18 protein-coding genes are annotated in these 22452 nt (G+C 73.6%); 13 read left to right on the top strand and 5 right to left on the bottom strand.

The features are described 5' to 3' along the window. From ABZ321_RS38220 to nudC, 8 genes are all read left to right on the top strand, one after another. Window positions 1-1853 (top strand): PD-(D/E)XK nuclease family protein (locus ABZ321_RS38220; protein ID WP_354900414.1); only part of this gene is annotated, 1853 nt, incomplete at its 5' end. Continuing rightward, entirely contained in the window at window positions 1850-5512 is a 3663-nt protein-coding gene (locus ABZ321_RS38215) for a UvrD-helicase domain-containing protein (RefSeq protein ID WP_354900412.1), read from the top strand. The genes ABZ321_RS38220 and ABZ321_RS38215, both read left to right, overlap by 4 nt. 104 nt (window positions 5513-5616) lie before the next feature. Continuing rightward, window positions 5617-5778, top strand: a complete 162-nt coding sequence (locus ABZ321_RS38210; RefSeq protein ID WP_344503732.1) for a hypothetical protein — start codon at window positions 5617-5619, stop codon at window positions 5776-5778. A 45-nt stretch (window positions 5779-5823) separates the two neighbouring features. Beyond that, window positions 5824-6795, top strand: a complete 972-nt coding sequence (locus ABZ321_RS38205; RefSeq protein ID WP_344503731.1) for a hypothetical protein — start codon at window positions 5824-5826, stop codon at window positions 6793-6795. A 50-nt stretch (window positions 6796-6845) separates the two neighbouring features. Further along, window positions 6846-8033, top strand: a complete 1188-nt coding sequence (locus ABZ321_RS38200; protein ID WP_354900409.1) for a S8 family serine peptidase — start codon at window positions 6846-6848, stop codon at window positions 8031-8033. Window positions 8034-8122: 89 nt separating this feature from the next. Further along, window positions 8123-9418: a pitrilysin family protein gene (locus tag ABZ321_RS38195; RefSeq protein WP_344504017.1), complete on the top strand. Its 1296-nt coding sequence runs from the start codon at window positions 8123-8125 to the stop codon at window positions 9416-9418. Next, the gene (locus tag ABZ321_RS38190; RefSeq protein WP_344503729.1) at window positions 9415-10746 is read left to right on the top strand and encodes a pitrilysin family protein; all 1332 of its coding nucleotides are present in this window, start codon (window positions 9415-9417) and stop codon (window positions 10744-10746) included. The genes ABZ321_RS38195 and ABZ321_RS38190 overlap by 4 nt, the downstream gene beginning before the upstream one ends. Window positions 10747-10792: 46 nt before the next feature. Continuing rightward, on the top strand, window positions 10793-11728 hold the full coding sequence (gene nudC, locus ABZ321_RS38185; protein ID WP_354900407.1) for an NAD(+) diphosphatase: 936 nt from the start codon (window positions 10793-10795) through the stop codon (window positions 11726-11728). Window positions 11729-11732: 4 nt separating this feature from the next. On the opposite strand, the gene ABZ321_RS38180 is transcribed toward nudC, so the two are convergent. Together ABZ321_RS38180 and ABZ321_RS38175 are read right to left on the bottom strand one after the other, a co-directional pair. Then, window positions 11733-12332 carry a hypothetical protein gene (locus ABZ321_RS38180; protein WP_344503727.1) on the bottom strand — a complete coding sequence of 200 codons (600 nt, stop codon included), beginning with the start codon at window positions 12330-12332 and terminating at the stop codon, window positions 11733-11735. 58 nt (window positions 12333-12390) lie between these two features. Beyond that, complete coding sequence (locus tag ABZ321_RS38175) at window positions 12391-12636, bottom strand: mycoredoxin (RefSeq protein WP_354900405.1); 246 nt, start codon at window positions 12634-12636, stop codon at window positions 12391-12393. Between the two features lie 85 nt (window positions 12637-12721). On the opposite strand from ABZ321_RS38175, the gene ABZ321_RS38170 reads away from it, so the two are divergent. From ABZ321_RS38170 to ABZ321_RS38160, 3 genes are all read left to right on the top strand, one after another. Then, entirely contained in the window at window positions 12722-14842 is a 2121-nt protein-coding gene (locus ABZ321_RS38170; RefSeq protein ID WP_354900404.1) for an ATP-dependent DNA helicase UvrD2, read from the top strand. Between the two features lie 130 nt (window positions 14843-14972). After that, a complete protein-coding gene (locus ABZ321_RS38165; RefSeq protein WP_344503724.1) occupies window positions 14973-15497 on the top strand; it encodes a hypothetical protein in 525 nt (174 codons plus the stop codon). 118 nt (window positions 15498-15615) lie between these two features. Continuing rightward, window positions 15616-15996 (top strand): WhiB family transcriptional regulator, encoded by a 381-nt coding sequence (locus tag ABZ321_RS38160; RefSeq protein WP_344504016.1) that lies wholly within the window; start codon window positions 15616-15618, stop codon window positions 15994-15996. A gap of 714 nt (window positions 15997-16710) precedes the next feature. Here ABZ321_RS38160 and ABZ321_RS38155 read toward each other — a convergent pair. The 3 genes from ABZ321_RS38155 to ABZ321_RS38145 form a co-directional block, all read right to left on the bottom strand. Then, window positions 16711-18054 (bottom strand): AarF/ABC1/UbiB kinase family protein, encoded by a 1344-nt coding sequence (locus tag ABZ321_RS38155; RefSeq protein ID WP_344503723.1) that lies wholly within the window; start codon window positions 18052-18054, stop codon window positions 16711-16713. Between the two features lie 9 nt (window positions 18055-18063). Beyond that, window positions 18064-19197 carry a TOMM precursor leader peptide-binding protein gene (locus ABZ321_RS38150; RefSeq protein WP_354900401.1) on the bottom strand — a complete coding sequence of 378 codons (1134 nt, stop codon included), beginning with the start codon at window positions 19195-19197 and terminating at the stop codon, window positions 18064-18066. Between the two features lie 243 nt (window positions 19198-19440). After that, window positions 19441-19593 (bottom strand): DUF5679 domain-containing protein, encoded by a 153-nt coding sequence (locus ABZ321_RS38145; protein WP_190251171.1) that lies wholly within the window; start codon window positions 19591-19593, stop codon window positions 19441-19443. Window positions 19594-19964: 371 nt separating this feature from the next. Between ABZ321_RS38145 and ABZ321_RS38140 the strand changes: the two genes are divergently transcribed. Both ABZ321_RS38140 and ABZ321_RS38135 read left to right on the top strand, forming a co-directional pair. Then, window positions 19965-20489, top strand: a complete 525-nt coding sequence (locus ABZ321_RS38140; RefSeq protein ID WP_344503721.1) for a M48 family metallopeptidase — start codon at window positions 19965-19967, stop codon at window positions 20487-20489. Continuing rightward, window positions 20486-21109 carry a hypothetical protein gene (locus ABZ321_RS38135; protein ID WP_344503720.1) on the top strand — a complete coding sequence of 208 codons (624 nt, stop codon included), beginning with the start codon at window positions 20486-20488 and terminating at the stop codon, window positions 21107-21109. Before ABZ321_RS38140 ends, ABZ321_RS38135 begins: the two co-directional genes overlap by 4 nt. Window positions 21110-22452: the final 1343 nt, after the last annotated feature.

Here is a 22452-nt window from a genome sequence, read left to right as displayed (position 1 = left end):
TTTCTCAACACCCCCCCCCCCACCCCCCGTATCCGCTTTGCCCCCGGCCGGCGTGCCCGCCCCCCCCGGCGGCCGCCCCCCCCCCCCGCCGCCGGCGCCGACTCCGGCAGGGCCTGCGCGCCCTCGCGCTCGCCGCCGGCGACCGCCGCCCGTCCGGGGTCCTGCTCCTGCGGGCGCTGCGCGACCCGGGCGAGCTCGCCGAGGTCGAGCGGCGGTGGGCGGCACCGGCCCGCACCGTCGGGCAGCTGCTGCGGGCCGTCCGCGACGCCGCGGCCCGGCCCGGCGCCACCGCCGAGGAGGTGCTGTGGACCGCCTGGCAGGGCAGCGGCCTCGCCGACCGGTGGACGGCGCTGAGCTCCCGCGGCGGCCACCGCGGCGCCGCCGCCGACCGTGACCTCGACGCCGTCGTGTCGCTCTTCGACGCCGCGGCCCGCTTCACCGACCGGCTCCCCGGCGCCGGCATCGCCGTCTTCCTCGACCACGTCGAGGGGCAGGACCTGCCCGCCGACTCGCTCGCCCCGTCCGCCGACCGCGGCGACGCCGTCCGCATCCTGACCGCGCACGCCGCGAAGGGCCTCGAGTGGGACGTCGTCGCCGTCGCCGGCGTGCAGGAGGGCGTCTGGCCCGACCTGCGGCTGCGCGGCAGCGTGCTCGGCTCGGAGCTGCTCGTCGAGGTCCTCGCCGGCCGCACCATGGAGACGATCGGCCGGCTGTCGGCGCTGCTCGACGAGGAGCGCCGCCTCTTCTACGTCGCCGTCAGCAGGGCCCGCGAGCAGGTCCTCGTCACCGCGGTCGCCTCCGGCGACGGCGAGGAGCAGCCGAGCCGCTTCCTGCTGGAGCTGGCCGGTCTCGACCCGGACGCCGACGCCGGCGGCGGCGCCGTGTTCGAGCCGCCCCGCGCGCTGACCCTGCCGACGCTCGTCGCCGAGCTGCGGGTGGCCCTGATCGACCCCGACGCCTCCGCCGGCCGCCGCGCCGCGGCCGCCGCGATCCTCGCCCGGCTCGCCGCCGAAGGGGTGCCCGGCGCCGACCCTGACAGCTGGTGGGGCCTGCCGCCGCTGTCCGACGACCGCCCCCTCGTCGACGCCGGCGAGCCGGTGACCGTCACCCCGTCGACCGTGGAGAGCGTCGACCGGTGCAGCCTGCGCTGGCTCCTGGAGCGGCACGGCGGGAAGCTGGCCCCGTCGCCCGAGCAGTCGATCGGCAACCTCGTGCACGCCGCCGCGATGCTCGCCTCCGACGCCACCGCCGACAGGGCCCAGCTCGTCGCCTATGTCGCCGACCGGTTCGACGCGATCGAGCTCTCCGCGCGCTGGCTCGCCGGCCGCGAGCGCGACCGCGCCGAGACCATGCTCGACAAGCTCATCGGCTGGCTCGCCGGCAACCCGCGCCGCCTCGTCGCGATCGAGCAGGACTTCCTCGTCGAGCTCGCCGACCCCGACGGCCCGGTCGAGATCAAGGGCCGCGTCGACCGGCTCGAGCTCGACGAGCAGGGCCGTCTCGTCGTCGTCGACCTCAAGACCGGCAAGTCCATCCCCGCCAATGCCAACCTCGCCGAGCACCCGCAGCTCGCGGCCTACCAGGCGGCGATCGAGCTGGGCGCCTTCGAGGAGTCCACCGTCTCCGGCGGCGCCTCCCTGGTCCAGCTCGGCGGCGAGACCAATGCCGCCCGCGAGCAGGTCCAGGCCCCGCTCGGCGAGTCCGGCGACCCCAACTGGGCGCAGGCGCTGGTCCGCAAGACCGCCCAGACCATGGCGGCCTCCACCTTCAACGCGGTCGTCAACAACAAGTGCCGCGTCTGCCCGGTCAAGACCTCCTGCCCCGTCTCGGGCAAAGGCCGGCACGTCACATGACCCAGACCGAGCACCAGAGCGCCGGCGGCGGGAGACTCGACCGGCGGGTGAGCTTCCCGCCGGTCGAGCTGGCGAAGCTGCTCCGGCAGCCGGCGCCGACCGCCCAGCAGGCGGCGGTGATCGCGGCGCCGGTGGAGCCGTTGCTCGTCGTGGCGGGCGCCGGGTCGGGCAAGACGGAGACGATGGCGGCGCGGGTGGTGTGGCTCGTCGCCAACGGGCACGTGCGCCCCGAGCAGATCCTGGGGCTCACGTTCACCAGGAAGGCGGCCGGCGAGCTGTCGCACCGGATCCGGCAGCGGCTCGGGCAGCTGGTGCGGCGGCTCGGGCGCGACGACCTGATCGCGGGGGAGCCGACCGTCGCCACCTACCACTCGTATGCGGCGCGGGTGGTCCGCGAGCACGGTGTCCGGGCCGGCTTCGAGCCGAGCACGCGGCTGCTCACCGAGGCCGCGTGCTGGCAGCTCGCCGACGCGGTCGTCCGCGGGTATGACGGCGACATGACGGCGGTCGCGTCGGCGCCGTCGACCGTGGTGGACGCGGTGCTGCACCTGGCCGGGGACCTCGCCGAGCACCTGCGGGAGCCGGAGGACGTCGCCGCGTGGACCGGGCGGTTCTTCGCCGAGGTGAGCGGCAAGACCGGCAAGATGGCCAAGCCTGTCCGTGACGTGCTGTCCCGGCAGCAGGCCCGGCTGCAGCTGTTGCCGCTGATCCGGCAGTACCAGGAGAAGAAGGCGCTGCTGGAGGCGATGGACTTCGGCGACCAGCTGTCCAGGGCGGCCCGCGTCGCGCTCGCGCATCCCGAGGTCGGCGCCGTCGAGCGGGACCGTTTCCGGGTGGTGCTGCTCGACGAATACCAGGACACCAGCCACGCGCAGGTGGTGCTGCTGCGGTCGCTGTTCGGCGGCGGCCACCCGGTGACCGCCGTCGGCGACCCCTGCCAGTCGATCTACGGCTGGCGCGGCGCGTCCGCGGGCACCCTGGAGCGGTTCCCGACCGAGTTCCCGACCGTGGCCGGCGACCCTGCCGGCGAGCTGACGCTGACCACCAGCTGGCGCAACCGGCCCGAGATCCTCGACGTCGCCAACACGATCTCCGCGCCGCTGCGGGCGCACGGGGCCCGGGTCGCCGAGCTCGCCCCGGCCGACGTGCTCGCCGAGCCGGCGTCGACCGCGACCGTCCACTGCGCGCTGCTCGACACGTATGCCGGCGAGGCCGCCTGGATCGCCGACCGGGTCGTCGCGTCGTGGCGGCTCGCGGCGAAGGTCGCGCCCGACACGTTCCCGCTCGACATCCCCGTCGACGACCGGCCGACGACGGCGGTGCTGGTCCGCACCCGCGCGCAGATTCCCGCGCTGGAAAACGCGCTGCGCTCCCGCGGCCTGCCGGTCGAGGTCGTCGGGCTCGGCGGCCTGCTCGACACGCCCGAGGTCCGTGACGTCGTCAGCGTCCTGCGGGTCCTCGCCGACCCGGCCGAGGGAGCGGCGCTGCTGCGCATCCTGACCGGCCCGCGGTGGCGGATCGGGCCGCGTGACCTCGTCGCCCTGTACCGCCGGGCCCGCGCCATCGCCGCCGCCCGCCGGGCAGGGCCGGAGGACGAGGAGCCGGCCCTCGCCGACCGGCTCGACGAGGCGGTCCTGGTGGAGGCCCTCGACGACCTCGGCGACGCGGCCGCGTATTCGGAGCCCGGGTTTGCCCGCTTCGCGGCGCTCGGCACGGAGCTGCGCCGCCTGCGCCGGCGCCTCGACCAGCCGCTGCCGGACCTCGTCGCCGACATCGAGCGCGCCACCGGCCTCGACGTCGAGGTCGCCGCCCGGCCCGGCGACGCCGGCCTGGCCCGCGGGCACCTCGACGCGTTCAGCAACATCGCGGCCCGCTTCGCCGGCGAGTCGGAGGGCGCGACCCTCGGCGCGTTCCTGGCGTTCCTCGCCGCCGCGGAGAACGAGGAGCGCGGCCTCGCGCCCGGCGAGGTCGAGGTCGTCTCCGGCGCGGTGCAGATCCTGACCGCGCACGCCGCCAAGGGCCTCGAGTGGGACGTGGTGTCGGTCGCCGGTCTCTGCGCCGACGTGTTCCCCGGTCCGAGCAACGCCGGCGACCACTGGCTGCGCGGCCTGGGCGTGCTGCCCTTCCCGCTGCGCGGCGACAGCGGGGGGCTGCCGGTCCTGGACCTGTCGGCGGCCGCCGACATCAAGGGTGTCGTGCGGCGGCTGGAGGCGTTCACCGAGGACTGGCGCCACCACGACGTGCGCGAGGAGCGGCGCCTGGCCTATGTGGCGGTCACCCGCCCCCGCCGGCTGCTGCTGGCCAGCGGCTACTGGTGGGGCGACGGCGTCAAGCGGGCCCGTGGGCCGTCGGTCTTCCTCGACGAGATCCGGGAGCGGTGCGCGTCCGGCGCCGGCATGGTCGACGTCTGGGCCGCCGCCCCGGCCCCCGACGCGCAGAACCCGACGGCCGAGCAGGTGCCGAGCGCCAGTTGGCCCGCCGACCCCCTCGGCGCCCGCCGGCCTCTTCTCGAAGCGGCGGCGGCGATGGTACGGGCAGCGACCGCCGCTCTCACCGCGCCACCAGCGGAGACGGCCACTGCGGAGGCAGGGGCGTCCTCCGCGGCGGTCGGGACGGTCGCTGCTGAGGACGAGTTGGCTCCCGCGGCGGTCGGGACGGTCGCCGCTGAGGACGAGGTGGCTCCCGCGCCGGCGTCGGTGGCACCGTCCTTCGCGTCGGACGTGGACGACCCGCACCCGGTCGGGACGGCCGCTGCGGACGAAGGGGGCGTTTCCGCGCCGGTCGGGACGGACGTTGCGGATGGAGGGGGCGTTTCCGCGCCGGGCGCGTCGGCCGCGCGGGGTGTCGCGTCGGATTCGGACGATTTGAGCCCGGCCGTGGCCGGTAAGGGCGTCGGGGAGGCGCCAGTCGTACATACGCCGCAAACGCCAAGAGTGGACTGGCCGGACGAGGTCCTGGCGGACGGGTCGGGGCAGCGCTGGGCGGCGGAGGCGGACCTGTTGCTGGCGGAGCGGGCCCGGATCACGCCGCAGCTCAACGCGCCGGTCGAGGTCGTGCTGCCCGGGCACCTGTCGGTGTCGCAGCTGGTGGCGCTGCGCCGTGACCCGCAGCGGCTGGCCCGGACGCTGCGCAGGCCGCTGCCGTCGCGCCCGGATCCGTACGCGCGCCGGGGCACCGCGTTCCACCACTGGCTGGAGCAGCGGTTCAAGGCGGAGCGGCTGCTCGACCTCGACGAGCTGCCCGGCGCCGCCGACGAGGGCGCCGCGCCCGACGAGGCCCTCGCCGAGCTGCAGGCCAGGTTCCTGGCGGGGGAGTGGGCCGACCGGGTGCCGCTGGACGTGGAGGTGCCGTTCGCCTCCGTCGTCGCCGGGGTGGTGGTCCGCGGGCGGATGGACGCGGTCTACGCGTATCCCGACGGCCGCTTCGACGTCGTGGACTGGAAGACGGGCGCCCAGCCCACCGGCGCCGACGCGACCGCCGCGGCGGTGCAGCTCGCCGCGTACCGGCTGGCCTGGTCGGAGCTGCGCGGTGTGCCACTGGAGCAGGTCGGCGCCGCGTTCTTCTACGTCCGCGACGGGGTGACGGTCCGCCCGGCCGACCTGCTCGACACCGACGGCCTGCTGGCCTTGATCGCGGCCCTGCCCGCGTCCGGTCTCTAACGAACTGCCGTCAAGCTTCCGACATCTCGCTGTCCACGGAACCTCGGCGTCCTCGAAGCTGTCCAAGGGGCATGCGGACGGGCATGCGAGGGGAAGTGCGCACGATGCAGGCATCGCACACGCGCGAGGTGGCACTGGTGGTCGGGGTGGCGACCGCTGGGGTGCTGACCGCCGCCCTGATCGTTCTCGGCCCGGTCGCCGCCGCCGACACGCCCAGATACCCGCAGGTCACCGACGTGCGCACGCCGGCGCAGCCGCAGCCATAGCCGCTTTTGGCAGACTGGCACCGGGCTGCGACACTTGCTGGTGAGATGACCGAGCAGCATTCACCGTGGGCTCAGCCGGACACGCAGGTCGTGCTGGCGCCCGTCGGGCCGGCGCCGACGATTCAGCGCACGGCCGAGCCGCCGCGCGCGGCGCCGGGTTATCAGTCCGGCCGGGTCTCGGGTCTCGGCGTGCCGCCGATCGTCCCACCCCCGTCGTGGGGCACCGGCGGTGGCGGCGGCGACGACGATGACGACCCGGTCAAGCGCAACAAGCGCATCCTGAAGCTGCTCACCGGCGGCGCGATCGCGGTCGTCGCGATCGGCCTGGTCGTCGTCCTGGTCTCGCTGATGACCGGCAACGCGACGACCCCCGGCGGCCTCTTCGACCGCCGCGCCGAAGGCCCCAGCGACACCCGCCCCGAGCTGGCCCGCCGCTGCCCGCCGCCGACCATCCCACCCGAGCTCCCACCCGGTGGTGACCCGGCGCCCGCCGGCCCGCGGACCGTCGACGAGGAGTCGGGGATCTCCTACAAGGAGTACGGCGCCCCGTGGGGGCCGTGGGACAACGTCTGGGCCGACCAGGGCGAGCTGAAGGTCACCTACCGGACCGGCCAGCACTTCGTCACCGAGCCCGACTACAACGGCGGCAGCGACTACCACGCCACGATCCTCTCCGGCCACGTCCCGGCCGCGGTCAACGACGGCATGGTCCTGGACCTCAGGTGCGTGGGCGACCAGATCGCCGCCGACGTGCGGATCAGCTTCTACCCCAAGGGCAACCAGCTGGAGCAGATCTCCGCGAAGGACCTCACCCTCGGCGGGCGGCCCGGCCGGCTGATCAAGTTCCGCCTGCACTTCTCCCAGCCGGGCCTGCGCGCGAAGAGTGAGCTGGTCTCGATCGCCCTCGTCGACCTGGGCAAACCCGAGGCCGCCATCCTGTACGTGTCGATTCCCGACACCCACCGCCAGTTCGACTACATCGCCGACGAAGCACCCGAGTCGGTCCGGCCCGTCTAGCGCCGAACGGCCGACTGGCGCCGGTTGCGTCTATAGGTCACGCTGGCGCCGTGAAAAAGGCGGCAGTGGTTGCAGGGGTCGTGCTCGCGCTCGTTCCGGTGAGCCCGGCGCGCGCCGACGGCATCCGTGACGATCAGTGGCACCTGCAGTGGCTGCGGGTGAGCGAAGCCAACGAGAAGACCCGCGGCGAGGGCGTCACGGTCGCGATCGTGGACAACGGCGTCGACCGCAACCACATCGACCTGACCGCCAGCGTGCTGCCGGCGATCTACACCAACGGCTCGCCCATCCCGCCCGGTGACCCCGACGGGCACGGCACGGCGCTCGCCGGGCTGATCGCGGGGCAGGGGCACGGCGCCAACCGGCAGAACGGGGTGCTCGGCATCGCGCCCGGCGCCGACATCCTGCCGGTGGTCCTCGGCAACCCGGCCACCCCCGACCCGGCCGGCGCCCGCACCGTCACCCCGGACCAGCTGGCCGAGGGGATCGAGCTGGCCACCGTCCGCGGCGCGAAGGTCATCGTCGTCGGCTACTCCGTCGGTGGGAGCGAGCGCCTGCAGCAGGCGGTCCGCGAGGCGCAGGCCGCCGACGCGATCGTCGTCGCCGCCGACGGCAACCGGGCCGGCGAGGCGTTCGAGCCCTACCCGGCCGCGTACGACGGGGTCCTCGCCGCGGTGCCGCTGTCGCGCGCCGGCGACGTGCTCGTCGCGTCGGACAGCGGCCGGAAGCTCGGGTTCGGCGTGCCCGGCGAGGAGATCATGACCACGAACACCGGCGGCGGCTACCGCGTCGACGCCGGGAACATGGCGGCCGGCGAGCTGGCCGCGGTGGTGGCGCTGGTCCGGGCGGCGTACCCGAAGCTGCCCGCCGACGAGATCGTGCACCGCCTGACGGTCACCGCCGTCGACGCCGGCGACAAGGGCGTCGACCCGCAGTTCGGCGTCGGCCGGGTCGACCTGGTGCCCGCGCTGACCAGGACGATCCCGCTCGCGAAGCCGCCGGCGCCGTCGGTCGCGCCGTCCCCGTCGGCCACCGCGTCGGCGCCCTCCGCCGGACAGCCGGTAGCGGAGCCGCTCCCCGCCCGGTCCCGGGGGCCGCTGGGGTGGCTGCTCAGCCTGCCGCTGGTCGCCTTCATCGGGGTGCTGCTCTGGTACGCGCTGCGGGCCGAGCTCCGCCTCCGGCGCGCCGCCGCCACGGGTGAGCCGGCACCCGCCCGCGACGACGAGGCGATGGTGTGAACGCGACGGAACGGGACGAGTCGGCGGTCGGCGACGGCGGATCGCGCGGGAGGGGATAGATTCGACGGGTGCCTCGTCGTAGTCCCGCTGTGCGGATTCCCGCGTCCAAGTATCCGGTCGAGCGCCTCACCCTCCCCAACGGCCTGCGGGTGGTGCTCACGCCCGACCGGGCCGCGCCCGTCGTCGGCGTAGCGGTCGTCTACGACGTCGGCATCCGGTCGGAGCCGCAGGGTCGCACCGGCTTCGCGCACCTGTTCGAGCACCTGATGTTCCAGGGCTCCGAGAGCCTGGAGAAGCTGGCCCACTTCCGCTACGTGCAGGGCTCGGGCGGCACCTTCAACGGGTCGACCCACTTCGACTACACCGACTACTTCGAGACGCTGCCGTCCAACGCGTTGGAGCGGGCACTGTTCCTCGAAGCGGACCGGATGCGCTCGCCTCGCCTGACCGAGGAGAACCTGCGCAACCAGGTCGACGTGGTCAAGGAGGAGATCCGGGTCAACGTGCTGAACCGGCCGTATGGCGGTTTCCCGTGGCTGCGGCTGCCCCCGGTCATGTTCGACACGTTCGCCAACGCGCACGACGGCTACGGGTCGTTCGACGACCTGGAGTCCGCGACCGTCGCCGACGCCGCCGACTTCTTCGACCGCTACTACGCGTGCGGCAACGCGGTGCTCGCGGTGTCCGGCGACTTCGACGTGGCGACCGCGACCGCGCTGATCGAGCGGCACTTCGGTGACGTGCCGGCGCGCCCGGCCCCGGCCCGCCCCGACTTCGCCGAGCCCGACCTGACGAGCGAGCGCCGCGACTCGTACGAGGACCGGCTGGCCCCGCTGCCGGCGGTCGCCGCGGCGTGGCGGGTGCCGGACCCGATCAACGATCTTGAGGGGTACCTGCCGTATGTGGTCCTCGCGGAGGTGCTTACCGACGGTGACGCGTCCCGGCTGGTGGAGCGCCTCGTGCTGCGCGACCGGACGGTGACCAGTGTCGGCGGGTATGTCGGCTTCATGGGCGAGCCGTTCGCGGTGCGCGACCCCACCGCGCTCGTCCTGCAGGCGCACCTGCCCCCGGGCGGCGACGTCGACAAGGTGCTGCGCACGGTCGAGGAGGAGTGCCAGCGCATCGCGACCGACGGCCTCGCGCCCGACGAGCTCAGCCGCACCCAGGCCCGCATGGCCACGCACCTGCTGCGCGACACCGACGCGGTGCTCGGCCGGGCGCTGCAGATGGCGGTGCTGGAGCAGCAGCGCGGCGAGCCCGAGCTGCTCAACCAGCTCCACACGCTGATCGGTGGCGTCACCGAGGAGCAGATCATCGCCGCGGCGGCCGAGCTGGTCCCGTCGCGGCGCGCCGCGGTCGAGGTCATTGCCGGAGGAGCCAAGTGACTGCCGAAACCCTGCTCCGCACCGTGCCGGTGCTCGGGCCCAACCGCCCGCTGAAGCTGCCGAAGACCGTCGAGCGGACCCTCGACAACGGGCTGACCGTGATCGCGCTGCGCCGCCCGTCGGTGCCGCTGGTCGAGGTGCGGCTGCGGGTGCCGTTCGCGAAGGCGCACCTGGCCCGCGCCGCGCTGCTGACGCAGACGGTGCTGTCGGGCACGACCGCGATGTCGACCGTCGACATCGCCGCGGAGCTGCAGAAGGTCGGCGGCGGACTGTCCGCCGGCGCCGACCCCGACCGGCTGCTGATCTCCGGCAACGCCCTCGTCAGCGGGCTGGACCGGCTGCTCGACCTGCTCGCCGAGGTGCTCACCGACGCCAACTACCCGGCGGAGGAGGTCAGCACCGAGCGGGCCCGCCTGGTCGACCGGATCCGGGTCGCGCAGAGTCAGCCGAGCCACCTCGCGCGGGCCGCGCTGCTGAAGCGGATGTATGGCAAGCACCCCTATGCGGTGCAGACCCCGGCGCCGGAGCACGTCGAGGCGGTCACCCCCGGCACGCTGCGCACGCTGCACGCCGAGCGGCTGCACCCGGCCGGCGCGACCCTCGTCATCGTCGGCGACATCGCGCCCGACAAGGCGATCGCCGCCGCCGAGCGGATGCTGGCGAAGTGGGACGGCGCGGGCTCGACCGTGGAACTGCCGCCGACCCCGGAGCTGAAGCCGGGGCCGCTGACGCTCGTCGACCGGCCCGGGTCCGTGCAGTCGTCGCTGCGCCTGGCGCTGCCCGCGGTGACCCGCCGGCACCCCGACCACGCGGCGCTCCAGCTGGCGAACCTCGTCTTCGGCGGCTACTTCTCCTCCCGCTGGGTGGAGAACATCCGCGAGGACAAGGGGTACACGTACGGCCCGCACTCCCTCGTCGAGCACGCCGTCGCCGGGTCGGCGCTGGTCGTCGCCGCCGAGGTCGCGACCGAGGTGACCGGCCCCGCGCTGCTGGAGACGCTGTACGAGCTGGGCCGGCTGGCCAGCATCCCGCCGAAGGAGGACGAGCTGGAGCAGGCCCGCCAGTACGCGCTCGGCACCCTCCAGCTGGGCATGTCGACGCAGGCGGGGCTGGCCGGGCTGGTCTCCACGTATGCCGGCTTCGGGCTGCGGCTGGACTACCTGGCCGAGCACGCCGTCCGGCTCGCCCGCGTCAGCCGCGAGGACGTGGCGGCCGCGGCCGCGCAGTACCTGGCGCCGTCGCGGATCGCGGCGGTCGTCCTCGGCGACGCGGAGAAGATCGAGCAGCCCCTGGCCGCATTGACGGCGGTCACCCGAGCCGCATCATGAGCTCGCTGCCACGTGCCGCCGGCCCGGGCATGACGGAGGCGGGGGCATGACGGAGCTGGCGGCGCCGGCGTCCGTCGCCGCCCGGCCTGGGCCGCCGCTCGCGAGGGGCGTGCTCGACCGGGCGGCGCATCGCCGTACTGACCCGGAATGGCTGAAGGAGGCCTGGTCGCGGGCCCGTGTGGTGGTCGTCGACGACGGGCACATGCTGGTCCGCGGCGACGACCCACCCGAGCTCGTGTTCGTGGAGCCGGCCGACGCGCCGCCGGGCGAGCGGTTCTTCCTGGGCGAGGACACCGACGGCACCGTGTATTTCGCGGTCGCCGCCGACGTGACGGCGCTGCCCGGCACCCGGCGGGTGTCGCTGCGCCAGGTGGGCCACGCGCTGCCGGACCTGCCGGCCGGGCTGTTCATCACCGCCGTCGGGCTGGCCAACTGGCACTCACGGCACCCGTACAGCCCCCTCAGCGGCAAGCTGACGGTCCCGGCGCAGGGTGGATGGGTCCGCACCACCGAGGACGGCGCGGAGACGCTGTGGCCGCGCACCGACCCCGCGGTCATCATGCTGGTCCACGACGGGGTCGACGGGCCTGACGGGCGGTGCCTGCTGGGCTGTAACGCGCAGTGGGCGCAGGCCGGCGGGGTCCGGCGCTACTCGACGCTCGCCGGGTTCGTCGAGCCGGGGGAGTCCGCCGAGATGGCGGTCGCCCGCGAGGTGCTCGAGGAGGTCGGCGTCGTCGTCGGCGGCGTCACCTACGTGGCGAGCCAGCCGTGGCCCTTCCCGGGGTCGCTGATGCTGGGCTTCCACGCCACCGCGCCCGTCGGGGCACCCGTCGTCGTCGACGAGGAGGAGATCCTCGAGGGGCGATGGTTCACCCGTTCCGAGATCGCCGCGGTGCTGGACGGCAGCTCGCGAGCCTTCGGCCTGCCCTTCCCCGCGTCGATCGCGCACTACCTGATCACGGAGTGGCTCGGCCTCTCCTGAGCGATCACGGGGTGGCTCGGCTTCTCCTGAGCGCGTCGCGGTGCCACTGCGCGCACCAGCGGTCGAGGACCCCGGCGGCGTGCGCCGGGGTCACCTCGCGGATGTCATAGTCGATCTTGTGTGAGCCGAACGCCTGCGTCGGGTGCCAGGCCAGGTCGCGCCACAGCGCCTCCTCCGCCACCTGCCCGGCGGGGTCGACGACCCGGCGCAGCAGCGACAGCGGCGCCTCGGGCGTCGTCTCGCCGTCGAGCCGGACGAAGTACGTGATCAGCGGCCGCGGGGCCACCGGCGGCCCGGCCCGCCACGCCCGCAGCGCGTCGTCGGTCAACCGCGGGCCCGGCTCCGGCTCGGGCGCGCGGTAGTCCTGCCGCACCATGTGCCGCAGCAGGTCCGGCTCGGGGGCGAGCCCGTCGTCGAGGACCTCGGCGACGAACCGCTCCGGCCAGACCCACACGCCGTCGGTGTGCAGCACACCCTGCCCGCGGCCGATCGTGGCGCCGCCGGACAGGTAACCGGCGATGCGCCGCCGGAGCCCCGGGTCGGCCACCCTCGGCCGCTCGGGCGCCATGACGGCACCCAGTGCGTAGTCGCGAGCCACCCGCATGCCGGCCACCGTAGTGAGCCGGCTGCGCGCTGTGAAGGCCTTGGTGCGGTTTTGTCCGTCAGCCGCTGATCGCGTTGGCCAGCTGTGCCTTCACCTGGACGATGGTCGGGTTGGTCAACGCCGTGCCGTCATCGAACTTCAGGGTCGGCACGGTCTGGTTGCCGCCGTTGACGCTTTCGACGAACTTCGCCGCCGCCGGGTCCCGCTCGATGTCGACGACCTCGTACTGGATGCCCTCGCGATCCATCTGCGACTTCAAGCGGTGGCAGTAGCCACACCACGTGGTCGAGTACATGGTCAGCATCCGGTTGTCTCCTCGTCGGGATCGCTGTCGGTTCCGGTAGGTACTTTGGCGGAAACGTCATACCCGGCTGGAATGATGCCTACCTGTGGCGGACTCCTCAAACCCACTCGCAGGTCTTGACCCGGAGCAGGCTGCCGTGGTCACTGCCCCGGCCGGCCCGCTGTGCGTCCTCGCGGGCGCCGGCACGGGCAAGACCAGGGCGATCACCCACCGCATCGCCCACCGGGTCCGCTCCGGGCACGTCCGTGCCCAGCACGTCCTCGCCGTCACGTTCACCGCCCGGGCCGCCGCCGAGATGCGCGCCCGCCTCGGCCAGCTCGGCGCCGGCGGCGTCCAGGCCCGCACGTTCCACGCCGCCGCGCTGCGCCAGGTCCGCTATTTCGCCCCGCGGCTCTTCTCCGGCCGCGAGATGCCCGAGCTGCTGGACAGCAAGGCCCGCCTGGTCGGCCTCGCCGCCACCCGCGCCGGCGTCAAGATCGACGGCACCGGCGCCCGCGACCTCGCCAGCGAGATCGAGTGGGCCAAGTCGTCGCTGATCGAGCCCGCCGACTATGCGGTCGCCGCGGGCAAGGCGCTGCGCGAGCCGCCGTTCGACGCGGCCAAGGTCGGCGAGGTCTATGCCGCCTATGAGCGGGTCAAGCGCGCCCACGGCGTGATCGACTTCGAGGACATGATCCGGGCCGCGATCTGGGCCATGGAGGAGCACGAGGACGTCGCGGAGCAGATCCGCTCGCAATACCGGCACTTCGTCGTCGACGAATACCAGGACGTCAACCCGATGCAGCAGCGGCTGCTGGAGTCGTGGCTCGGCGACCGCGAGGACCTCACCGTCGTCGGCGACGCCAGCCAGACGATCTACTCGTTCACCGGCGCCAGCGCGTCCTATCTCGTCGACTTCAAGCGCCGCCACCCCGACGCCACCGTCATCCGGCTCGTCCGTGACTACCGGTCCACCCCGCAGGTCGTCGCCCTGGCCAACTCGGTCATCGGCCAGGCCCGCGGCGAGCTCGCCCGGCTGCGCCTGGAGCTGATCGGGCAGCGCCCGCCGGGCGCCGAGCCGGTCCTGCGCTCGTTCACCGACGAGCCGCAGGAGGCCGCCGCCGTCGCCGCCCGCTGCGGCGAGATCATCGCCTCCGGCACGCCGGCCGAGGAGGTCGCCGTGCTGTTCCGGGTCAACGCGCAGTCCGAGGTCTACCAGGAGGCCCTCGCCGAGGCCGGGGTGCCCTATGTGGTGCACGGCGCCGAGCGGTTCTTCGAGCGCGCCGAGGTCCGCCAGGCGATGATCGCGCTGCGCGCCGCGACCCGGTCGCTCGACCCCGACGCGCCCCTGACCGAGTCGGTCACCAAGGCCCTGGAGGGCGTCGGCTGGCGCGCCGACCAGATCCCCGCCGGCGGGGCCTCCCGCGAGCGGTGGGAGGCGGTGTCGGCGCTCGTCACGCTCGCCGAGAGCATGCCGGCGCTCGGCCTCGAGGCGTTCAACGAGGAGCTCGCCCGCCGCGCAGCCCTGCAGCACGTGCCGACGGTCGCCGGGGTCACGCTGTCGTCGCTGCACTCGGCGAAGGGCCTGGAGTGGGATGCCGTGTTCCTCGTCGGCCTCGCCGAGGGCACGATGCCCGTCATCCACGCCCGCACCCCCGACGCGGTCGAGGAGGAGCGCCGGCTGCTCTATGTCGGCGTCACCCGCGCGCGCCACACCCTCTGGCTGTCCTACGCCGGCGCCCGCACGCCCGGCGGCCGCCCCCGGCGCGCCACCCGCTTCCTGCCGGCGCTGGAGCCGGGGCGCGCGTCCGGTGGCGGCTCCGGCTCTGGTTCGTTCGCGAGGAGCGCGCCGGGGATCGGCAAGAGCGAGGTGGCCGCCCGGGTGAAGCGCGCCGTCGCCGTCTTGTGCCGGGTCTGCGGCGCCGGGCTGCTCAGCGGGCCGGAGCGCAAGCTGGGCCGCTGCGCCGGCTGCCCGTCCGACCGCGACGAGGAGCTGCTGGCCAGGCTGCTCGACTGGCGGGCCCGGCTCGCCGCCGTGCAGAAGGTCCCGGCCTTCGTTGTATTCACGGATGTCACTCTCGCCGCGATCGCTGAGCGCCGTCCGGGCCGCCGCGAGGAGCTCGCCGTCATCGCCGGCATCGGCCCCCGGAAGCTCGGTCTGTACGGCGACGACGTGCTCGCGCTGGTGTCCGGACGCACCGTCGAGGACCTCGTCGGGAGCGACTGATGTCGATGGGCGGAAAACTGACAAGAAGTTTTCCCGGAAATTCGATTGCCCTACCCTGAAGAGGCGACATAGCCTGCGAACACGAACGCCGGAGCCCCGGCGGCCGAGCCATGACGAGTGTGGAGAGAAGGTGCGACCCGTGAAGCTCTATATCTCAGCCGAGCTACAGCCGGTGTTGCATGCCCTCTGCGCCCCGTCCCTGGCGTCGGCCTCCGCCCTGTGGCAGGAGTCCGCCGTCAGAGGCTCCTCCGCTTCGGCCTTCCCGGTCCCGACCGTTGCCTTCGCTCCGGCCGCTGCCCCGATCGCGTCCTTCGCGGTCACGGGTGGCGTCGCGGCCCTGGGCGGCGTCTTGGTCCCGGGCGGCGTCGAAGTCCAGGGCAGCAGGGTCTCCGCGACCGGTCTGGGCGGCGTCAAGGTCCAGGGCGTTTCGGTTCTGGGCCGCGAGGCCGGCCGTGGCACCACCGGCACCACCAGCACCATCGAGCGCGACCGCACCGTTGAGCAGATGCCCGCCGTTGGCGTCCAGCTGCTCGACCGGCGGGGAGTCCAGGTTCAGGGGACCAGTGGGCTCACCGCGAACGACAAGCACGACCTGACGGCTCCGAAGCCCAACGGCGGAGTCCGCGGCACACCACCTCGAGGCAGGCCGGTCTAACAGACCGACTTACCGGCTCACCTCGAGGCCGCGGAACCCGACACCGGGATCCGCGGCCTCAGTCATTTGCACCGACGATCACCACCAAACGATCGAGAAACAGAAAGGGGTGACCGGGATGAGCCTGGCCTTGGCATCGCGCGATGTGCGCGTTGAGAGCGCCGACGAGCGTCTCCTTGTCGCTGCTCGGGGCGTGAAGTCCGACCTGCCGTGCCGCACCTTCGACCCGGACCTGTGGTTCGCCGACTCGCCGGCGGAGCTCGAGCTGGCCAAGTCGCTCTGCGTGGAGTGCCCTCTGCGCGTCGAGTGCCTGGCCGGCGCCATCGAGCGCGCCGAGCCCTGGGGTGTCTGGGGTGGCGAGATCTTCGAGCGCGGTGCGGTCGTCCCGCGGAAGCGTCCGCGTGGCCGTCCGCGCAAGGAGGACGTCGCTCGCGACGCCGTCCTGCGGGTCGAGGTCGCAGCTCGCACCGCGGCCGTGGCCGCGAGCGTGGCGGCCTGACATGAGTGCACATCCGTTGCCAGCCAGCCGAGGCCTGCGCGCCGCGCAGCCGACCCGGCTTCAACTCACCGACGTTCGCACCATCTCCCTGAGGAGCTTGACCGTGTCTTTGCAACTACTCCACGAAGCACTCTCCCGAGCCCGAATGCGTCAGCCTCAGGCTGTCCGTCACTCTGAGGCTTCTTCGTCCGCCCGTCAGATCGCGATGCGCGCCCGCCGTGAGCAGGAGCGTCAGCTGAGCCGACACTGATCCGACCGCAACACACAGAGCGGGCCTCCCGGTGCCACCGTGGGGCCCGCTCTGCCTTGCTCTGACCGACCGCCGGCGCCGCCACTCACCGTCGTGGTGGCGGGCGTCGTGATCGATGTCGTCTGGTGGCTGTCCGGGCGACCAGGGGCGTCCTTCGATCATGGTGGTGGCCGGGTTTCGGTTGAGGATCCGCCTGCGGGTCGGCTGACGTCGCGTTGCTGTCCGCGTGCCGTCGTTGGTTTCGCGACCCAGTGCACGTCACATCGATCTTCGACCCAGCCCGCGTCGACGCTGGCTTTCGCAACCAGCGCAACGCGGCGGACGTCGTACACCCGCGGCCGTTGATGCGCGATCAGCGCGGCTTGCGTCGGCTGGCCCGGTGCCGGCGTTGCTTTCGGGGCGCCGATCTTCGCCCCGTCGCCGTGGTCAAGTGACGGTTCTGGTCGTTCCCGCGGTCACTTGTGCTACTCCGACTTGCGGCGGCGGGTGGTCTTCTTCGGTTCGGCGAAGCCGGGCAGCCAGCGTTCGATGATCTCGCGGTACGGGGCCTCGGCCTCCAGCTGGCACAGCACGCCGATCGAGCCGAGCGTCACCCGGTGCGTGAGCATGTACGAGGGCGGGAGGTTGAGCTGGCGGCTCATCGCGTACGCGGGGCTCTTCGGGTTGGCGAGCCGGCCCGCCTCGGCGCGCAGCCACGCGCGGCTGAAGCGGAACCTCGGCTCCGCGACCGGGTCCAGCATCGGCCTGATGTAGCTCAGCACCGCCGCCGCGTCGATCTTCGCGTCGCGCTTGACGAAGCCCTCGTCCTGCAGGCCGGACAGGACCGCCTCGGCGTCGCCGGCGAGGGCGAGGCGGGTCAGGCGGCCGATCACCTCGGGGTGGCCGCCGGGCAGGCGGGCCACCGCGCCGAAGTCGAGGACCCCGAGGCGGCCGTCGGGCAGCATGCGGAAGTTGCCGGGGTGCGGGTCGGCGTGCAGCAGCTCAGCCCTGGCGGGGGCGGAGAAGTGCAGCAGTGCCATCCGGGTGCCCGCCGCGTCGCGCTCCTCGACGGTGCCGGACGCGATGATCGTCGACAGCGGCACGCCCTCGATCCACTCGGTGACGAGGACCCGGGGGGACGACGCGAGGACCTGCGGCACGCAGATGTCGGGATCGCCGTCGAACGCCGCCGCGAACGCGCGCTGCGACGCCGCCTCCAGTTCGTAGTCCAGCTCCTCGGTGACCCGGTCGCGGATCTCCTGCACGAGCGGCTTCACGTCGAGCCCCGGCTGGATCGCCTTGAACAGCCCGGCGAACCTGGCCAACTGGTTCAGGTCCGCCCGCAGCGCCTCGCCGGCGCCCGGGTACTGCACCTTCACGGCCACGTCGCGGCCGTCGGCCCACACAGCCTTGTGGACCTGCCCGATGCTGGCCGCGGCGGCCGGTTTGTCGTCGAAGTCCTTGAACAGGTCCCGCCAGTCCTCGCCCAGCGACTCGCGCAGCACGGCGTGGACGCTGGCCGCCGGCAGTGGCGGGGCGGCCTCCTGCAGCTTCGTCAGCGCCGCCCGGTACGGCCCGGCGAGCTCCTCCGGCAGCGCCGCCTCGAACACGGACAGCGCCTGCCCCATCTTCATCGCACCGCCCTTGAGCTGCCCGAGGACGCTGAACAGGTGCTCGGCGGTGCGTCGCTGGACGTCGGCGGACACCACGTCGGCGGCCATACCGGTCACTCGCTTGCCCAGGCCGAGCGCGGCCCGCCCGGCCAGCCCGAGAGGAAGCGACGCCAGTCGTGCGGTGCGGGCGACTGCGCCCCTAGGGATCTCGGTCACACGTCATTCTTACCCGTTCTGCGCTGCACGACGACGGCGACGGCAGTCACAGCGCGGATGGGCCACCCATTCCCGGCGTCTCAGCTCACCGGCGCGGGGGATCTCGACGATCGCCGCCTCGGTCCGCGACGCCGCCCCGTCGAGGAACGCGAGCACCTCGTCGGCGGCGAACGCCACCCCCGCGAGCGCCGTCGCCGACGTGCACGGCTCCCCGTCGCCGGACGGCGCCGTGGCGAGCTGCGCGGCGAGGACCGGCCAGATCGGGTCGCGATCCCGCCGGTGCAGGTCCAGGCAGGCACGGCAGGGGGAGGCGGCAGGTCGTACCAGCGGACCGACGAGCACCGTGCCGAGCCGGACGGTCAGCTCCAGCCGCGGGAGGCTCGCCAGCCGCAGCCCCCGGCCGGCGAGCGCGGGAGGATGGCGGTCGCCGACCCGCACCACGAGGTCGACGTGGTCCGTCCGGGCCGCGGACAGGTCCACCCCTGGCGCGTACCTGGCGACGGCGCCGCCTGTCGCGACCGCCCGTGAAACTCCCACCTCGTCGGCGAGCAGGCCGCCGACCAGGACGTCGCCGATCCCGGTGACGCCGTCGACGACGGGGTCGACGTGCCCGACCCCGCTGGCCGCGAGCAGCGCCGCGAGCGGTGCCAGCAGCGGGCCGTCCCCTGCGATGACGACGCGGGAGGCGTACCGGCGGCGGAGCACCTCGGCGGGCGCGGTCCGTTCGGGTTTTCGCCGCGTGCCCTCTTTGTGCCTCGGTGTCCCGGTCGCGTCGCTGGGTGTCGCGTGGGGTGGCGGGGCCTGCCGGCGCAGGCGGAGGGCGATCGCGGCGGCCTCGACGCTCAGCCGGCGGTGCACCGGCGCCGGCAGGCCGGCCGGGACGAGTGCGTGCGCGGCGACGACCAGGCCCTCGTCGCGCAGCGTCTGTACCAGGCTGAGCACCTCCGCCGAGGTCAGGCCGAGCGCCTCCCCGGCCGCGACGACCGCGGCCTCGGTGTGCGCGCCGTCGAGCAGGTCCAGCACCCGGGCCAGCTCGGGCCGGCACAGGTGCAGCACGACGGCGCCGGCGGGGTCGGTGCCGAGTTGGACGGTCTGCTTGTCACGCCACAGGCGGCGGAGGTTCGGCAGGAGTGTCGGTCGCATGACCGGGAGACTGCCACCGGCGCAGGCTCCGGCCGGGGTGGTTGTCCACAGGGATATCCACCGCCGGCCGGACTTGTCCACAGCCAGCCGCCGAGTTGTCCACAGGGAAAGGCGCAAACGCTGTAAAGCGCGCGGGCCAACCTTGCTGCTCTAGCGCGACGATCTCGGGGCTCACGCGCCGGGCGGGGGCGGCGAGGAGCCGATGTGTACGGCCCGCCGACGGCGGCCGTGTTTGTTTGCGTCTCAGGCCTTACCGAGGATCCGGTTGACCGTGGTGCCGCAGACCGGGCAGGCACCCTTGGCCATCTTCATGCCCGTCTTCGAGATCGCGATCTCGCCCTCGAAGTCCCGCTTCTCCTTGCACTTGACGCAGTAGCCGTTGTACGTCTCGGCCACGATGCCCTCCTCATCTCGGTCCGGTGCACGCACCGGTGTTGACCAGCTAGGTCGACGTGGTGAGTGTGCCTTGTCGGACACTCGGGGAAAGTGCGGTAAGACGGGACACGCCGAGCGTAATCGGAAGATCTTCCTCTAACCGCACGCTACACACTATGCACAGGCTGGGGATAACTGTGTGGGCAACGGTGTGGGTTGCTGTGGATGAATTGCCGCCAAGTGGCCTCACCAGGCCGACGACCGGTGGAATCTTTCCGGCGAGCCGCCACGAATGGGTGACATACGGGCGCCCTCCACAAGATTGGCCCTTGCGGAGGGATGGCCGTTTCCGGCTAGCGTTCCTCCGTGAGCGGTACCCTGAGGGGGCCGGCATGACACGTAAGCCGGTCATCGAGGTGCGGCGCAGCAAGCGCCGCCGACGTACGGTGTCTGCCTACCGTGATGGTGAGCGGGTCGTCGTGCTGATCCCCGCGCAGTTCTCCCGGGCGGAGGAGCGCGAGTGGGTCGATCGAATGCTGGAGCGCCTGGCCGTCCGCGAGCAGCGGGCCCGGCGCACCGACACTGAGCTGACGGCGCGCGCGCAGCGGCTCGCCACCCGCTACCTGCCTGACCACCCCAACGCCGCCCGCCCGACCAGCGTGCGCTGGGTGCAGAACCAGAACGGGCGCTGGGGCTCGTGCACGCCGGCAGACGGTACCATCCGGATCTCGCACCGAGTTCAGGAGATGCCCGACTGGGTGATCGACTACGTGCTGCTGCACGAGCTGTCACACCTGGTCATCGCCAACCACAGTGCCGCCTTCTGGGCGCTGGTCGGCCGCTACCCGAAGTCCGAACGGGCGCGGGGGTATCTTGAGGGGGTGTCAGCGGCAGCGGGTCTCGGGATCACTGAATGACCGGCCCGCTCTCCTCTCCGGCGGTCCCGGGAGTCTCGGCTGCCGTCATCGTCCTCCTCGTGCCCACCCCGTGGTCGCCACCCGGCGTGGACCCGTCCTCGTGGCGCGCCGCCCTGGCCGAGGACGTCGTCGACCTGATCGCCCCGCTGCCGCTCGTCCAGCCGGCGATCGCCGCGCTGCCCGCCGACCTGCCCCTGGCCTCGAAGATCGCGTGGCCGAGCATGCCGCAGTACGAGCTGCCGACCCTCTCGATCCGCGCCGCCCTCTCCGCCGCCGCAGCCGACGGCCACGAACGCGCCGTCGTGCTCATGGCCGACGCCCCCGACCTGCCGGCCATGCTGATCGGCAAGATGATCCGTCCCCTGTCGACCCGGACGGTCGCGGTCGCCCCCGCCGCGGGCGGCGGCCTGCTGGGCCTGGCGTGCCGCCTGCCGGTCCCCTCCTGGCTGCCTGACCTGGACCCCGAGACCGCGGACGTCGCGACCGCCCGCCGCCCCGCCCCCGAACCGACGATGGTCGCCGCCGCCCCCGGCTGGCACCGCCTCCGCACCCCCGACGACCTCCGCCACCTGGACCTAGCCCTGGACGGCTGGGACGCCACCCGTTCCCTGCTCTCCTGACCCCACGCCGACCCTTGGCGGCAGATGCGTGAGGTTCGGACTGCGGAGAGTGAGACCGCCCAGATCAATTAGGTGACCTGAGGTACGGTGTGATTGACCGGTCAGCGCCGTTCGAACCTGGTCGCGTAACTCTCTTCGACGAGCGCCGCGGGCCGCACTAAACGCTTGGCGGCTCCCTGGGGGACGTCGCTGTCCTCCGGTCCGTCGCTGCGGTCGCCCGCGCGATAGGGTCGGTCGCCTGCGCGTTGGGGTCGCCCGTCCGCGTTGGGTCGCCCGTCGCCGCGGTCGCGTCGCTGCGGTCGCCGGCGTTCGAGTTGTGCTCCGGTCGCTCGGGTCGTGCTGTTCGCCCCTTCCCGCCGGCCGGCCGCAGGGGCCGACGCCGGTTGCGGGTCTGCCCGCCGCGAGGGACCGGGCGGCATGGTGCGGAAGCTGTTCGGCACAGTGAGGATCGTCGGCGGCGATGATCCGCGGCCGCGCGACGGATCGGCGGCAGCGAGGACCGCTGCTTTGCCAGCTCGTCGCCCCACTTTGCCAGCTCGTCGCCCTCGCCGCCCGCCGGCAGCAAGGGGTGGTCGCCTCGGCGCTCCGCCCGCCGGGCAGCAGCAAGGGGTGGTCACCTCGGCGCCCCGCCCGCCGACAGCAAGAGGTCACCTCAACGCCCTTGCAGCTGCGGCCGGCAGTAGCCGGCAGCAGGAGGCCAGCTGGCCGTGCTTGCCGCTCTCGCCGCGCTGCCGGCAGCAGGGGGATCCGCTGGTCGTCAGGGCCGCCGCGGTGGCATCGCGGTCATGACACCGGCCTGGCGGGTGCCCGGTGGCTACAAGGCAGCGGCCCCGCTCAGACTGACTGCGCTGCGTCCCCCGACGGCTGCGAGGGTCGGGTGACTGCGCTGCGGCCCCGGCGGCTGCGAGGGGGCGCCGGTCGCGAGAGAGCGCTCGGGCCGGGCTGCAGGTCGCGCGCGGAGCGGCGCACCACCCGTCGGGCGGCGAGGGTCGGCCGCCGGCGGTGAGGGACCGTGGGGTCGCGTGGAGCGGCGCGCGGCCCGTCGGGCGTGAGGGTTGGGCGGTGGTGAGGGACCGTGAAGGACGCTCGGGTCGTGCCGGAGGGTGGGAGATCGGCACGCGGGCCTGGCAGCGGCGAAGGATCGGTGGCTACAAGGGGCGCTCGGGCAAGGGCGCGGGGTGTGGATCGGCACACGGGCCGCCGGCCACGCCACGAAGGCACGCCTTGGCCGCGAAGGCCCGCCAGTCATGAAAGCCTGCTGGCCTGGGAAGGGGCGCCGACCTGCGGATGTCCCATGGTTGCGAGGGGTCGCCAGGCAGGAAGGCCCGTCGGGCTGCGAAGGC

It is taken from the genome of Dactylosporangium sp. NPDC006015, assembly GCF_040614215.1.
In the GTDB taxonomy this organism is placed as follows: Bacteria; Actinomycetota; Actinomycetes; order Mycobacteriales; family Micromonosporaceae; genus Dactylosporangium; species Dactylosporangium maewongense.
This window is presented reverse-complemented; position numbering and strand designations above follow the sequence as displayed.

Bases quoted from the DNA above. Each gene is read 5' to 3' on its own strand.
- ABZ321_RS38160 (WP_344504016.1), top strand. From the start codon at position 15,616: ATGAGCCTGGCCTTGGCATCGCGCGATGTGCGCGTTGAGAGCGCCGAC.
- ABZ321_RS38205 (WP_344503731.1), top strand. From the start codon at position 5,824: ATGACCGAGCAGCATTCACCGTGGGCTCAGCCGGACACGCAGGTCGTG.
- ABZ321_RS38140 (WP_344503721.1), top strand. From the start codon at position 19,965: ATGACACGTAAGCCGGTCATCGAGGTGCGGCGCAGCAAGCGCCGCCGA.
- ABZ321_RS38215 (WP_354900412.1), top strand. From the start codon at position 1,850: ATGACCCAGACCGAGCACCAGAGCGCCGGCGGCGGGAGACTCGACCGG.
- ABZ321_RS38175 (WP_354900405.1), bottom strand. From the start codon at position 12,636: ATGCTGACCATGTACTCGACCACGTGGTGTGGCTACTGCCACCGCTTG.
- ABZ321_RS38150 (WP_354900401.1), bottom strand. From the start codon at position 19,197: ATGCGACCGACACTCCTGCCGAACCTCCGCCGCCTGTGGCGTGACAAG.
- ABZ321_RS38135 (WP_344503720.1), top strand. From the start codon at position 20,486: ATGACCGGCCCGCTCTCCTCTCCGGCGGTCCCGGGAGTCTCGGCTGCC.
- ABZ321_RS38210 (WP_344503732.1), top strand. From the start codon at position 5,617: ATGCAGGCATCGCACACGCGCGAGGTGGCACTGGTGGTCGGGGTGGCG.
- nudC (WP_354900407.1), top strand. From the start codon at position 10,793: ATGACGGAGCTGGCGGCGCCGGCGTCCGTCGCCGCCCGGCCTGGGCCG.
- ABZ321_RS38180 (WP_344503727.1), bottom strand. From the start codon at position 12,332: ATGCGGGTGGCTCGCGACTACGCACTGGGTGCCGTCATGGCGCCCGAG.